Consider the following 12,360-nt stretch of genomic DNA (forward strand, 5'->3'; position numbering starts at 1 on the left):
GGTTCTTTTCCCCCCTCCTTGAGCATCCGTGGCCGGGCTCGGCACATCCGATCGTACGCAACCTTGTGCGATAGGAGCATGACCCATGTCAGATCGTGTGTTCCGCCTGATGGAACGTCACCAGAAGCTCGATGAGATGCTGCGCCGCCTGCAGGCGCGCCGCACCGCCGATCCGTTCGAGATCGCGCGGCTCAAGAAGCTGAAGCTCGCGCTGAAGGACCGCCTGATGCGGCTTTCGGCGCGCCGCTTGCAAGCCTGACAATCCGGCCTGAAACCGGCGCTTCCCTCGTGGGAGCGCCGGCTTTTTTCGCGCATCCCACAGAGGGGCAATCCATGGAATTCCTGAATGCCGACTGGCTCGGCACGCCGCTGTGGTTCTGGCTGTCGTTCGCCGGAATCGTTTTCACTCTGACCGCCTTCGACCTTGGCGTACTGCACAAGGACGACCGCGAGATGGGCATCGCCGAATCGCTCAAGCTGACCGCCTTCTACATCACCATCGCCCTGGCTTTCGGGGCCTGGGTATGGGTCGCCAGGGGCGCCGATCTGGGGATGAAGTACTATACCGGCTTCTTCATCGAAAAGGCGCTGTCGATCGACAATGTCTTCGTCATCAGCCTGATCTTCACCTTCTTCGCCATCCCGCCAAAGTACCAGTACCGCGCGCTGCTGTGGGGCATCCTGGCGGTGATCGTGCTGCGCGGGGCGATGATCGCGGCGGGTGCCGCACTGGTTGAGCAGGCCTATTGGGTGCTTTACATCTTTGCCGCATTTCTGGTGTTCACCGGGATCAAGATGTTCTTCGCCGGGGACCACGCCCCCGACATCGCCAAAAACCCGGCGGTGCGCTGGATCAGCACCCATATGCGGGTGACCAAGGATCTTCACGACCAGCATTTCTTCGTGAAGGTGCCCGACGACAAGACCGGCAAGCTGGTGCGGGCGGCCACCCCGCTGTTCCTGGCGCTGGTGGTGATCAACCTCGCCGACCTGGTCTTTGCGGTCGATTCGGTGCCGGCGATCTTCGCCATCACCACCGATACCTTCATCGTCTATACCAGCAACATCATGGCGATCCTCGGCCTGCGCGCGCTCTATTTCGCGTTCTCGGCGATGATCCACCGCTTCTACTACCTCAAGTATGCATTGGCCGCGGTGCTGGTGTTCATCGGCAGCAAGATCTTCGTTTCCGACTTCGTGCTGGGCGGAGCCAAGTTCCCGCCGGTGCTGAGCCTCGGCGTCACCTTTGCCCTGATCGCCAGCGGGGTCGGCTATTCGCTGTGGAAGACCCGCCACGGCGAAGATGCCGCGCCGCAGTTGCCGCACGACGCGATCCGGCCCTAGAACTGCTGGATAACGGTAAGAAAGGCCTCGCCATAGGCTTCCAGCTTGCGCGCGCCGACCCCGCCAACCTCGCCCAGCGCGGCCAGGCTGGCGGGGCGGCGCGCGGCCATTTCGCGCAGCGTCGCGTCGTGGAAGATGACATAGGGCGGAACCCCGCCGTCTGCCGCCAGATCACGGCGCAGTGCGCGCAGCGCGTCGAACAATGGGTCGCCGACCGGGTTGATCACATCGCCGCGCCCGCGCCGGTTGCGGCTGCGCTCGCGTTTGGGCGGCAGCACGATCTGCACCGGAACTTCGCCCTTGAGCATCGCCCGCGCCGCGCCGCCCAGCGCCAGACCGCCATGCTCGGTCGGCACCAGCACGCCGCGGGCCTGCAGGGCGCGGGCGAGCGGGCGCAGCAGCGGCGCCTCATCGGCAGGGACGATGCCGAATACGCTGAGCTGGTCATGCCCGCGCTGGGTCACGCGCTCGTCGGCCACCCCGGTCAGGACTTTCTCGATATGCCCGAAGCCGAAGCTCTGGCCGGTGCGATAGACCGCCGACAGCAGCTTTTGCGCCAACTGCCCGGCATCGACCACCCCCGGCGTGTCGAGGCAATTGTCGCAGTTGCCGCACTGCGCCGGCGGCTCTTCGCCGAAATGGCGCAGCAGCACCGCACGGCGGCACTCGCCGGTCTCGACCAGCGCGGCCAGGGCATCAAGCCGAGCGCGTTCACCGGCCTGGCGGTGCGGCTCGACCTCGCCCAGGCGCTGGCGGGCGCGGGCAAAGTCTTCGGCTCCCCACAGCATCAGCGCCAGCGCCGGATCGCCGTCGCGCCCGGCGCGGCCGGTTTCCTGGTAATAGCCCTCGATCGACTTGGGGATGCCGGCGTGGGCGACAAAGCGCACGTCGGGCTTGTCGATGCCCATGCCGAAGGCGACCGTGGCGACCATCACCATGTCCTCGCTGGCGACGAACGCGGCCTGGTTGGCGCTGCGCACCTGCGGGTCGAGCCCGGCGTGATAGGGCCGCACCGCCCGCCCGGTCGCCGCCGCCAGCTTTTCAGCCAGCTCCTCCACCTTCTTGCGAGTCGGGGCATAGACGATCCCCGGTCCCGGCTGTTCGTCGAGCAGCGCGCGCAATTGCTGCAGCCCGCCGTCGCGCGGGCGGATCGCATAGCGGATATTGGGCCGGTCGAACCCGGCAACGATCAGTCCGTCCTCGGCGATCCCCAGCTGGGCCAGGATGTCGGCGCGGGTGTGGGCATCGGCGGTGGCGGTCAGGGCGAGGCGCGGAACGTGCGGGAAAGCATCCATCAGCGGACGCAGCATCCGGTAGTCGGGGCGGAAATCGTGGCCCCATTCGGAGACGCAGTGCGCCTCGTCGATGGCGAAAAGGCTGATTTCGGCCTTGGATAACAGCTCGCGGAAATGGCCTTGGCTGGCGCGTTCGGGCGCGACGTAGAGCAGGTCGAGATCGCTGCCGCGAAAACGGTCGATCGCCTGCTCGCGGTAATCCTCGCTGTCGGCGCTGGTCAGGCTGGCGGCGCGGATGCCGTTGGCCTCGGCGCTGCGTAGCTGGTCGTGCATCAGCGCGATCAGCGGCGATACGACGACGCAGGTTCCCGGCATGATAACGGCAGGCAGCTGGTAGGTCAGGCTCTTGCCTGCCCCGGTCGGCATCACCGCCAGGGTCGATTGCCCGGCCAACACGCGGTCGACCACGCGCTGCTGCACCCCGCGAAACGCGGAAAAGCCGAAGGTGGCGTGAAGCTGATCGAGCAGGGCGGGCGCGGACACGTGCCAGCGCCTAGCCTGCCCCCGCTATTTGCGGAAGGCCGCGCGGCCCGCTCTCTCCACAATTACCGCCTGGGCAAAGTGCTTAGGCGAAGACGTCGGTCAGCGCGCCCGATGTCACGCCTTCCTTGGCGAGGCGGCAATCGAGATAGATCGAGGCGAGCAGCGCGTTGAGGAACATGCCGACCACCCAGCCGTAAACCCCGCTGAACAGGTAGAACAGCGGCGACAAGGCTTCGCCGCTCATCAGCCTTGCCGATGAGCCGAGCATCGCGCCGCCGAACAGCACGACCGGGATGTACATAATGATCAGGGCGACGATCAGCGTCCCGAAGATGGTCCAGCGATAGCCCTTGGTCAGGGCCCGGCTGCGGCCGAAACTGGCGATAACACCCTGGCCTTCGGCAACCAGTGCCGGCAGCGCGGCGCTCCACATCGTGATCAGGATCAGTCCCGGGATCAGGAACAGAACCCAGCCCAGGCCAACGCCGAGGATCCACAGGATCAACAAGCCAAGCCCCGGCAGGAACGTCGACAGGCCGAAGGTAAAGCACTCCCCGATCGACAACGGCGCCTTGCGCTCAACCGCAAGGTAGCCGTGGATCGACCCGGTATAGACGATCACCCCCAAGACCAGTCCGACGATCACGGTCAGCCAGTACCACAGCGATGAAAAGACCGCCAACGGCTCAACTAGTCCGGCTGCCGCCCGCTGCTGAAATTCGGCAGCCATCTGCCCTTGCAGGCCGAATGAGAAGATGGTGTTGATCACCTGGACGATCAGCAGGAAGACCCCGACCGTCGGCAGTCCGTCACGGATCAGGCCGAAGGTGCGCGATAGCGTGCGCCCGAAACTGAAGCTTTCCATGATCTTTCCCCCTATCTGCAGAACGTCAAGCTAGCGGAAACAATACAGAAATCCAGCCAAGGTTTGTGCCCGGCGCATCGGCCGAAAATAGCGCCGGCCATCACCCGCTTGCAGCCGTGGGCCGGGCTGATAATCTGATAGCCGGTCGCAAGCGATGGAGGATTGCCGAATGACCTATTCCGGCGAATGTTTCTGCGGCGCAGTCAAGCTGACCGTAACCGGCGAACCCGAAGGGATGGGCTATTGCCATTGCCAGTCGTGCCGATCGTGGTCGGGCGGCCCGGTCAATGCCTTCACGCTCTGGCAGCCAGGCAATGTGGAGATTACCCAGGGCCGGGACAGTGTCGCCACCTTCAACAAGACCGAGGGCAGCAGCCGTACCTATTGCCGCAAATGCGGCGGGCACCTGCTCACGGATCATCCCGGCCTGGGTGTCGTCGATGTCTTTTCGGCGACCTTGCCCGGACTGGCCTTTCAGCCGGGTCTGCACATCAACTATGCCGAAACGGTGCTGCCGATGCAGGATGGCCTGCCCAAATTTGCCGATTTTCCCGCCGCGTTTGGCGGATCGGACCGCCAGATAGCGGAATAACCGTCAATCCAGGTTAGGCCGCAACCACCGTTCGGCCACGCTTTCGTCGATCCCGCGCCGCGCAGCATAGTCGGCCAGCTGATCGCGCCCTATCCGCGCCACGCCGAAGTATTCGCTTTGCGGGTGCGCGAAATAGAAGCCCGATACCGCCGCCGTGGGCCACATCGCGAAGCTTTCGGTCAGGGTCAGCCCGGTCCGCGCCTCGGCTTCGAGCAGGTCGAACAGCACCGGTTTGAGGCTGTGGTCGGGGCAGGCAGGATAGCCCGGGGCGGGGCGGATGCCGCGGTATTGCTCCCTGATCAGCGCTTCATTGGTCAGCTGTTCGCCGGGGGCATAGCCCCACAGCGTGGTCCGCACGTGCTGGTGCAGGCGTTCGGCAAAGGCCTCGGCAAAGCGGTCGGCCAGGGCTTTGAGCAGAATGTCCGAATAGTCGTCATGCCCGGCGCGGAAGCGTTCGAGGTGCGACTCGATCCCGTGGATGCCCACGGCGAAACCGCCGATCCAGTCGCCATCGGGATCGATGAAATCGGCCAGGCAATAGTTGGCGCGGTCGCGGCTCTTGCGGATCTGCTGGCGCAGGAACGGCAGTCGCACCGGAGGAACATTGCCTTCCAGGTGCAGCATCACATCGTCGCCTTCGCGCGCGCAGGGCCAGAACCCGGCGACGCCCTTGGCGGTCAGCCACTTCTCCGAGACGATCTTGTCGAGCATGGCCAAAGCATCGGCGTGGAGCGCACGTGCGCTTTCGCCGACGACCTCGTCGTTGAGGATCGCCGGATAGGTGCCGGCAAGCTCCCACGCGCGAAAGAACGGGGTCCAGTCGAAGCATTCGACCAAATCGGCCAGCGGCCAGTCGGGAAAATCGTGCAGCCCGGGCTGTTCGGGCGGCATCGGCTTGTCGCTGAAATCGGCCTTGAAGGCATTGGCGCGCGCGTCCTCGAGGCTGAGCAGGACCGAGGGGTCCTTGCCGGCGCGGACGTCGCGGACGTGCTGGTAGTCGGCAGCGGTGGCGGCGACGAAGGGATCCCGCTGGGTGTCCGACAGCAGCTGGCTGGCCACGCCGACCGCACGGCTGGCGTCGAGCACGTGGATCACCGGTCCGTCATAGGCGGGGTCAATCCGCAGTGCGGTGTGGACCTTGCTCGTGGTCGCTCCGCCGATCAGCAGCGGCACGGTGAACTGGCTGCGCTGCATTTCCTCGGCGACGGTGACCATCTCGTCGAGGCTGGGGGTGATCAGCCCGGACAGCCCGATGATGTCGGCCTGGCTTTCCTGCGCGGTTTCGAGGATTTTCGTCCACGGCACCATGACGCCCAGATCGATCACTTCATAGCCGTTGCACTGCAACACCACCCCGACGATGTTCTTGCCGATGTCGTGGACGTCGCCCTTGACCGTGGCCATCACGATCTTGCCCTTGGGCTTCGACGCCGCGGTCTTTTCCGCCTCGATGAACGGGATCAGGTGCGCGACCGCCTTCTTCATCACGCGGGCCGACTTGACCACCTGCGGCAGGAACATCTTGCCGCTGCCGAACAGGTCGCCGACAGTATTCATCCCTTCCATCAGCGGGCCTTCGATCACTTCGATCGGACGCCCGCCGCGGGCGAAGATGTCCTGCCGGGCGAGTTCGGTATCCTCGACGATATGGGCATCGATGCCCTTGACCAGCGCGTGCTCGATGCGCCGGACCACGTCCCAGCCGCGCCATTCCTCGGCTTCCTTCTCGGTCTTGGCGTCGGTGCCCTTGAAGCTTTCGGCGAGGACGATCAGGCGGTCGGTCGCACCCGGATCGGTGTTGAGGATCACATCCTCGCAGGCCTGGCGCAGCTTGGGATCGATGGTGTCGTAGACGTCGAGCTGCCCGGCATTGACGATCGCCATGTCGAGGCCCGCGGGGATTGCATGATAGAGGAAGATCGAATGCATCGCCCGGCGCACCGGCTCGTTGCCGCGGAACGAGAATGACAGGTTGGAAAGCCCGCCGCTGAAATGGACATGCGGGCAGCTGGCGCGGATTTCCTTGACCGCCTCGATGAAGTCGACCGCGTAATTGTTGTGTTCCTCGATTCCCGTGGCGACGGCAAAGACGTTGGGATCGAAAATGATGTCCTCGGGCGGGAAGCCGATGCTGGTCAGCAAGGCATAGGCGCGCTGGCAGATTTCGACCTTGCGTGCCTTGGTGTCGGCCTGGCCCGCCTCGTCGAAGGCCATCACCACCACCGCCGCGCCGTAATCCATGCATTTGCGCGCGTGATCGAGGAAAGCCTCCTCGCCTTCCTTCATGCTGATCGAATTGACGATCGGCTTGCCCGACACGCATTTGAGCCCGGCTTCGATCACTTCCCACTTCGAACTGTCGATCATCACCGGAACCCGGGCGATGTCGGGTTCGGCGGCGATCAGCTTGAGAAAAGTGGTCATGGCGTGGACCGCATCGAGCAACCCTTCGTCCATGTTGACGTCGATCACCTGGGCGCCGTTCTCGACCTGCTGGCGCGCAACCTCGACCGCGCGGGCATAGTCGTCGGCCATGATCAGCTTCTTGAACGCCGCGCTGCCGGTGACGTTGGTGCGTTCGCCGACATTGACGAAGCGGGCGGAATTGGCGGCGGTCATGACTGTTCCAGTGACTTGGCAAGGATGTAGTCGTCGAACACTTCGTGGCCGACGGTGAAATTGCGGGTACCGATGATTTTGAACCCGGACTTGCGATAGAACGCCAGTGCCCGCGCGTTGTCGCGATTGGTGCCCAGCACCAGCCGCTGATAGTCGGCGGCAGCGGCGACGACCGTCTCAAGCAGGACGTTCGCCAGCCCCTGGCCCTTGCAGCGATCGAGCAGGTAGATGCGCTTCAATTCGATATCGCCGGGCCGCGGGTCGGGCAGTGCAGACTTCGTCAGCAAGGCAAAGCCCAGGGGTGCACCGGTCGTCTCGGCCTCGACCAGCCAAGTGCGTGCGCCTTCGGCCATGGCACTGCGAAAGGCCTGCACGCTGTTCTGCGCTTCGCAATGGGCGATCATGTCGGCAACCTGGACCAGCCCGGCATAGGCTTCCAGGAAGGTCGCCTGCGCGACCAGCGCCAGCGCCGCGACATCATCTGCCTGCGCCGGGCGGATAATCGCCTTGAGGGGACCGTCAATCCCCATCACGCGGCCATGATGAAGGGTTCAAGCCCGGCCAGGCGGGTCGCGACGGGCACCTTGGGGGTCTGTCGCGGGGCCAGACCGGTAACGGCCGCCGCCATTGCCGCAATATGCGCCGGGGTCGATCCGCAGCAGCCGCCAAGGATGTTGACCTGGCCCTTTTCGGCCCATTCGCCGACCAGCGCGGCGGTCGTTTCGGGCTCTTCGTCATAGGCACCCAGTTCATTGGGCAGGCCGGCATTGGGATAGACCATGATCAACGCTTCGGCAATTTCGGCCAGCGCCTTGACATGGGGGCGCAGCTGCTGCGCGCCGAAGCTGCAGTTGAGTCCGATGGTCACCGGGCGGGCATGGCGCACCGCATGCCAGAACGCCTCGACCGTATGGCCGGAAAGGTTGCGGCCCGACAGGTCGGTCAGGGTCATCGATAGCATCAGTGGCACTTCGCGGCCCAACGCCTGTTCCAGCTGGCGCACTGCCATGATCGCGGCCTTGCAGTTCAGCGTATCGAACACCGTTTCGACCAGGATGAAGTCGGCCCCGCCGGCGACCAGCGCATCGGCCTGTTCGCGGTAGACCGCGACCAGTTCGTCCCAGTCGATCTCGCGAAAGCCGGGATCGTTGACGTCGGGGCTTAGCGACAGGGTCTTGTTGGTCGGGCCGATCGCCCCGGCGACAAAGCGCGGACGGCCATCGCGGGCGGCATATTCATCGGCGACGCGGCGCGCCAGCCGGGCGCTTTCGATATTGATCTCGCGCACCAGATGCTCGGCGCCATAATCGGCCTGGCTGATCCGGTTGGCCGAGAACGTATTGGTTTCGGCAATGTCCGCTCCGGCGTCGAAATAGGCGCGGTGGATCGCTTCGGGTACGTCTGGGCGGGTCAGGGCAAGAATATCGTTGTTGCCCTTCTGGTCGTGGGTCAGACCCAGAGTGCCGGCATAGTCGGCCTCGGCCAGCTTGCGGTTCTGGATCTCGGTGCCGAACGCGCCGTCGGTAATCAGGATGCGCTGGGCCGCCTGGGCCAGCAGGGCGGCGCGCGCGGCGCTGGGGATCAGGGTCATTGCGGGCGCACTCCCAGAAGGTGGCAGATCGCGTAGCTCAGCTCGGCGCGATTGAGGGTGTAGAAATGAAACTGGCGGACTTCGCCAGCATACAGCCTGCGGCACATTTCGGCCGCGACAGTTGCTGCAACCAGCTGGCGCGCGGCGGGCAGGTCGTCCAGTCCGTCGAAAAGATGGGCCAGCCAGTCGGGTACGGAGGTGCCGGTCATCCCGCTCATCCGCCTGACTGCGGCAAAGTTGCTGACCGGCATGATCCCTGGAACGATTTCGGCAGCAATCCCGGCGGCGGCGGCGGCATCGCGGAAGCGGAAGAAGGTATCCGGTTCGAAGAAGAACTGCGTGATCGCGCGGTCGGCCCCGGCATCGATCTTGCGCTTGAGGTTATCCAGATCGGCGACCGCGCTGGCCGCTTCGGGGTGGGTCTCTGGGTATGCGCCGACCGAAATCTCGAACGGGGCGATCGCCTTCAGCCCGGCGACCAGATCGGCTGCGCTGGCATAGCCGTCGGGTCGTGCTTCGAAGCGCGCCCCCGCGGTCGGCGGATCACCGCGCAAGGCCACGATGTGGCGCACCCCGATGTCCCAATAGGCGCGGGCAACCTCTTCGATCTCGGCCCGGCTCGCCTCGACGCAGGTCAGGTGCGCTGCGGCGGGAATGCGGGTTTCCTTGACGATCCGCTCGACCGTGGCGTGGGTCCGTTCGCGCGTCGAACCGCCCGCGCCATAGGTTACCGAAACGAAGCGCGGGGCCAGCGGGGCCAGCGTGCCGACCGCGTCCCACAGCGTTTCGGCCATCTTTTCGGTCTTGGGCGGGAAAAATTCGAACGATACGCCGATATCGCCGTCCAGCCCGGCAAACAGCGGCGAGGCAGCGGCACGGCGGGCTTCGCTGACGGTATTCATGCGGGTATGGCCTTTCGGGTCGGGGTCAGCGCCGCGCGGCGCGCGGTCCAGATCTTTACGGTCAGCGGCTTGCCCGGCAGCGCCACCGGCGGTGCGGCGACATAACCCGCGGCGCTGAGCAACGCGAGCATCTGCTCGTCCGAAAAGCCCAAGCGCGCATGGGCGTGCTTCTCGCGCAGTTCCTCACGGTCATGCGCGGCAAAGTCGATCACCGCCACGGTGCCGCCCGGCCGGGTTACCCGCGCCGCTTCGCCCAGCACCAGCTCGGGCGCTTGGGCATAGTGCAGCACTTGGTGGAACAGCACCGTATCGAAACTTTCGTCGGCAAAGGGCAGTGCGGCAAAATCGCCCTGGACCAGCGCGACACAGTCGGCCGGCAGGTTCTGCAGCCGGGCGCGGGCAATGCGCAGCATTTCCGGGCTCTTGTCGAACGCGGTGATGTGGCGGCTGGCCGGGGCGAACAGCTCGGCCATGCGCCCGGTTCCGGTCCCGACATCGAGCAGGGCGCCAAGATCGGCCTTGCCCAGCGCCTTGGCCAGCGCAGCTTCGACCGGGCCATCGGGACTATGCAGTCCGCGCAGGGTGTCCCATTCGGCGGCGTGGCGGGCAAAATAGGTTTCGGCGCTGCTCTCGCGCGCGGCGCGGATCGCGGCGAGGTGGCGGCGGTCTTCGCTGCAGCGCGCGGCAAAGGCGGCGTCGTCGGCCTCGGCCACGTCGAGCAGGCGGGCGGCGGCGGCACCCAGCGGCGGGGCGCGGTGCGCACCGATCGCACTACGCAGGAACACCCAGCTGCCTTCCTTGCGCCGTTCGGCCAGCCCGGCATCGCACAGGATGCGGATGTGGCGCGATACCCGCGGCTGGCTTTGCCCCAGCACCTGGGCGAGTTCGCCCACCGCCAGCTCCATGGTGGAAAGCAGGCGCATGATGCGCAGCCGCGTCGGGTCGGCCAGTGCGCGCAAGGTAGGATCGATCCGCATTTCCACATCATATAAAGAAATCTTTATATGTATACAACCACCTTGCTGGGAGCATCCTGGAGCCGCTTTGGGTTTGTTACCTTGGCAGGCAGGCACCGCTTGGCTAGATCAGGGTCTTGGGGGTCGCACCCGCCGCCACTCCTTTGCCATTATTCGAGGCTTGAACCATGAAGAAATACGCCGCCCTTGCCTTCTTTTCCGCTGCCGCGCTTGCTCTGTCGGCCTGCGGCAAATCGGACAGCGCCAAGGAAGAGGGCCAGCCCGAAAACGTTGAAATGCCGGCGGAAGAGGCGGTGGGCGATATCGACGCCACCCCGGTTGCCGACGCCGCTGCCAATGCTGCCGATGCCGCCCCGGCCAGCGAGGCAGCGCCGCAGTAACGTTCGAAAGCAGTTCAGAAGGCGGGTTGCTCCAGCAAAGGGCGGCCCGCCTTTCGCTTTTGTGCCAACGCGGTATGGTGGTGTCATGCGCACGATCCTCCTGCTTCCACTGCTCGTTCTGCTCACGGCCTGTCAGAAGGCGGACAATCAGCCCGGTCCCGGCGGCGTCACTGTCGGCGAAGCCAAGGCGCTGGATGAAGCGGCGGAGATGATCGAGGATCAGCGATTGACGAAGGAGGCGCTGCCCAATCCCGGCGCGCGCGCCCCGCAAGCCGCCCCGACCGCGCCGGCGTCGACGCCTGCCGCCAAGCCCGCCGGTTGATTTTCGCGGACGCCGCCGTAATGACCGCTTAAGCGATCGATTAAACGGCAGGGGATTCGCCGCCATGGGCATGCTCGAAGGCAAGGTTGTTGCTGTAACCGGCGCGGGCCGCGGGGTGGGGCGTGAGATCGCCTTGCTCTGCGCGGCGCACGGCGCGGCGGTGGTGGTGAACGATCCCGGGGTCGGCGGCGGTGGAGAGGGCGGCGATGCCGGCCCGGCGCAGCAGACTGTCGACGATATCGTCGCTGCCGGCGGCAAGGCCTACGCCAATCTCGCCTCGGTAGCCGATCCGGCGGGGGCCACCTCGATCATCGAAGACGCGGTCCAGCGCTTCGGCCGGATCGATGCCGTGGTCAACAACGCCGGGATCCTGCGCGACGCGATCTGGCACAAGATGAGCTTCGAGGACTGGCGCGCGGTGATCGACGTCCACCTCAACGGCGCGTTCCTGGTGTCCAAGGCGGCGACGCCCTATTTTCGCGAGCAGCAGTCGGGCAGCTTCATTCATTTCACGAGCACCAGCGGGCTGATCGGCAACGTCGGCCAGGCCAACTATTCGGCGGCCAAGTTGGGGATTGTCGGCCTGTCGCAGTCGATTGCGCTCGACATGGGGCGCGCGGGCGTGCGCTCCAATTGCATTGCGCCCTTCGCGTGGAGCCGGATGACTGCCTCGATCCCCGCCGAAACCCCTGAACAGCAGCAGCGGGTCGAACGGCTCAAGACCATGAGTGCCGACAAGATCGCGCCGCTGGTGGTCTATCTCGCCGCAGATGCCAGCAAGGACGTCACCAATCAGATCTTCTCGGTCCGCAAGAACGAGATCGTGCTGTACAACAAACCGCGGCCGGTGCGCTCGATGACCAAGCTGGAGGGCTGGACGCCGGAAGCCATTGCCGACGAACTGATCCCCTCGTTCCGCCCCAGCATGGCGCGCGGCGACGAGGTCAGCGCACACGTCTTCCCTTACGATCCCATCTGAGGAACCTGCCC

At 65.3% G+C, this 12,360-nt stretch carries 13 protein-coding genes; 6 read left to right on the forward strand and 7 right to left on the reverse strand.

Going from position 1 to position 12,360, the window contains the following annotated elements:
* The first annotated feature begins 85 nt into the window (after positions 1-85).
* Positions 86-259: a DUF465 domain-containing protein gene (locus tag ACFFF7_RS11550; RefSeq protein WP_379481503.1), complete on the forward strand. Its 174-nt coding sequence runs from the start codon at positions 86-88 to the stop codon at positions 257-259.
* 74 nt (positions 260-333) lie between these two features.
* On the forward strand, positions 334-1,344 hold the full coding sequence (locus ACFFF7_RS11555) for a TerC family protein (protein WP_379481504.1): 1,011 nt from the start codon (positions 334-336) through the stop codon (positions 1,342-1,344).
* On the opposite strand, the gene recQ is transcribed toward ACFFF7_RS11555, so the two are convergent.
* Both recQ and ACFFF7_RS11565 read right to left on the reverse strand, forming a co-directional pair.
* A complete protein-coding gene (gene recQ / locus ACFFF7_RS11560) occupies positions 1,341-3,122 on the reverse strand; it encodes a DNA helicase RecQ (protein ID WP_379481505.1) in 1,782 nt (593 codons plus the stop codon). The two genes, ACFFF7_RS11555 and recQ, sit on opposite strands and share 4 nt — an antisense overlap.
* Before the next feature lie 82 nt (positions 3,123-3,204).
* Positions 3,205-3,987, reverse strand: a complete 783-nt coding sequence (locus ACFFF7_RS11565; protein WP_379481506.1) for a hypothetical protein — start codon at positions 3,985-3,987, stop codon at positions 3,205-3,207.
* Positions 3,988-4,156: 169 nt separating this feature from the next.
* Between ACFFF7_RS11565 and ACFFF7_RS11570 the strand changes: the two genes are divergently transcribed.
* Positions 4,157-4,579: a GFA family protein gene (locus tag ACFFF7_RS11570; RefSeq protein WP_379481507.1), complete on the forward strand. Its 423-nt coding sequence runs from the start codon at positions 4,157-4,159 to the stop codon at positions 4,577-4,579.
* A 3-nt stretch (positions 4,580-4,582) separates the two neighbouring features.
* On the opposite strand, the gene metH is transcribed toward ACFFF7_RS11570, so the two are convergent.
* From metH to ACFFF7_RS11595, 5 genes are read right to left on the reverse strand one after another with little or no spacing between them, the layout of a single operon-like run.
* Positions 4,583-7,198, reverse strand: coding sequence for a methionine synthase (metH, locus tag ACFFF7_RS11575; RefSeq protein ID WP_379481508.1), 2,616 nt, complete (start codon positions 7,196-7,198; stop codon positions 4,583-4,585).
* Complete coding sequence (locus tag ACFFF7_RS11580) at positions 7,195-7,728, reverse strand: GNAT family N-acetyltransferase (protein WP_379481509.1); 534 nt, start codon at positions 7,726-7,728, stop codon at positions 7,195-7,197. Before ACFFF7_RS11580 ends, metH begins: the two co-directional genes overlap by 4 nt.
* On the reverse strand, positions 7,728-8,789 hold the full coding sequence (locus tag ACFFF7_RS11585; protein WP_379481510.1) for a homocysteine S-methyltransferase family protein: 1,062 nt from the start codon (positions 8,787-8,789) through the stop codon (positions 7,728-7,730). Before ACFFF7_RS11585 ends, ACFFF7_RS11580 begins: the two co-directional genes overlap by 1 nt.
* Positions 8,786-9,691 (reverse strand): methylenetetrahydrofolate reductase, encoded by a 906-nt coding sequence (metF, locus tag ACFFF7_RS11590; RefSeq protein WP_379481511.1) that lies wholly within the window; start codon positions 9,689-9,691, stop codon positions 8,786-8,788. Before metF ends, ACFFF7_RS11585 begins: the two co-directional genes overlap by 4 nt.
* Complete coding sequence (locus ACFFF7_RS11595) at positions 9,688-10,668, reverse strand: ArsR/SmtB family transcription factor (protein ID WP_379481512.1); 981 nt, start codon at positions 10,666-10,668, stop codon at positions 9,688-9,690. The genes metF and ACFFF7_RS11595 overlap by 4 nt, the downstream gene beginning before the upstream one ends.
* A gap of 167 nt (positions 10,669-10,835) precedes the next feature.
* On the opposite strand from ACFFF7_RS11595, the gene ACFFF7_RS11600 reads away from it, so the two are divergent.
* From ACFFF7_RS11600 to ACFFF7_RS11610, 3 genes are all read left to right on the forward strand, one after another.
* Positions 10,836-11,048 (forward strand): hypothetical protein, encoded by a 213-nt coding sequence (locus ACFFF7_RS11600; protein ID WP_379481513.1) that lies wholly within the window; start codon positions 10,836-10,838, stop codon positions 11,046-11,048.
* Between the two features lie 85 nt (positions 11,049-11,133).
* On the forward strand, positions 11,134-11,370 hold the full coding sequence (locus ACFFF7_RS11605; RefSeq protein WP_379481514.1) for a hypothetical protein: 237 nt from the start codon (positions 11,134-11,136) through the stop codon (positions 11,368-11,370).
* Between the two features lie 70 nt (positions 11,371-11,440).
* Entirely contained in the window at positions 11,441-12,349 is a 909-nt protein-coding gene (locus ACFFF7_RS11610) for an SDR family NAD(P)-dependent oxidoreductase (protein WP_379481855.1), read from the forward strand.
* The last annotated feature ends 11 nt before the right edge of the window (positions 12,350-12,360 follow it).

Origin of the sequence: Novosphingobium aquiterrae, assembly GCF_042434435.1 — a bacterium.
Lineage (GTDB): Bacteria > Pseudomonadota > Alphaproteobacteria > Sphingomonadales > Sphingomonadaceae > Novosphingobium > Novosphingobium aquiterrae.

Excerpts from the sequence above, each read along its gene's own strand:
- ACFFF7_RS11550 (WP_379481503.1), top strand. The coding sequence starts at position 86 with ATGTCAGATCGTGTGTTCCGCCTGATGGAACGTCACCAGAAGCTCGAT.
- ACFFF7_RS11555 (WP_379481504.1), top strand. The coding sequence starts at position 334 with ATGGAATTCCTGAATGCCGACTGGCTCGGCACGCCGCTGTGGTTCTGG.
- ACFFF7_RS11565 (WP_379481506.1), bottom strand. The coding sequence starts at position 3,987 with ATGGAAAGCTTCAGTTTCGGGCGCACGCTATCGCGCACCTTCGGCCTG.
- ACFFF7_RS11570 (WP_379481507.1), top strand. The coding sequence starts at position 4,157 with ATGACCTATTCCGGCGAATGTTTCTGCGGCGCAGTCAAGCTGACCGTA.
- metH (WP_379481508.1), bottom strand. The coding sequence starts at position 7,198 with ATGACCGCCGCCAATTCCGCCCGCTTCGTCAATGTCGGCGAACGCACC.
- ACFFF7_RS11580 (WP_379481509.1), bottom strand. The coding sequence starts at position 7,728 with ATGGGGATTGACGGTCCCCTCAAGGCGATTATCCGCCCGGCGCAGGCA.
- ACFFF7_RS11585 (WP_379481510.1), bottom strand. The coding sequence starts at position 8,789 with ATGACCCTGATCCCCAGCGCCGCGCGCGCCGCCCTGCTGGCCCAGGCG.
- metF (WP_379481511.1), bottom strand. The coding sequence starts at position 9,691 with ATGAATACCGTCAGCGAAGCCCGCCGTGCCGCTGCCTCGCCGCTGTTT.
- ACFFF7_RS11595 (WP_379481512.1), bottom strand. The coding sequence starts at position 10,668 with ATGCGGATCGATCCTACCTTGCGCGCACTGGCCGACCCGACGCGGCTG.
- ACFFF7_RS11600 (WP_379481513.1), top strand. The coding sequence starts at position 10,836 with ATGAAGAAATACGCCGCCCTTGCCTTCTTTTCCGCTGCCGCGCTTGCT.
- ACFFF7_RS11605 (WP_379481514.1), top strand. The coding sequence starts at position 11,134 with ATGCGCACGATCCTCCTGCTTCCACTGCTCGTTCTGCTCACGGCCTGT.
- ACFFF7_RS11610 (WP_379481855.1), top strand. The coding sequence starts at position 11,441 with ATGCTCGAAGGCAAGGTTGTTGCTGTAACCGGCGCGGGCCGCGGGGTG.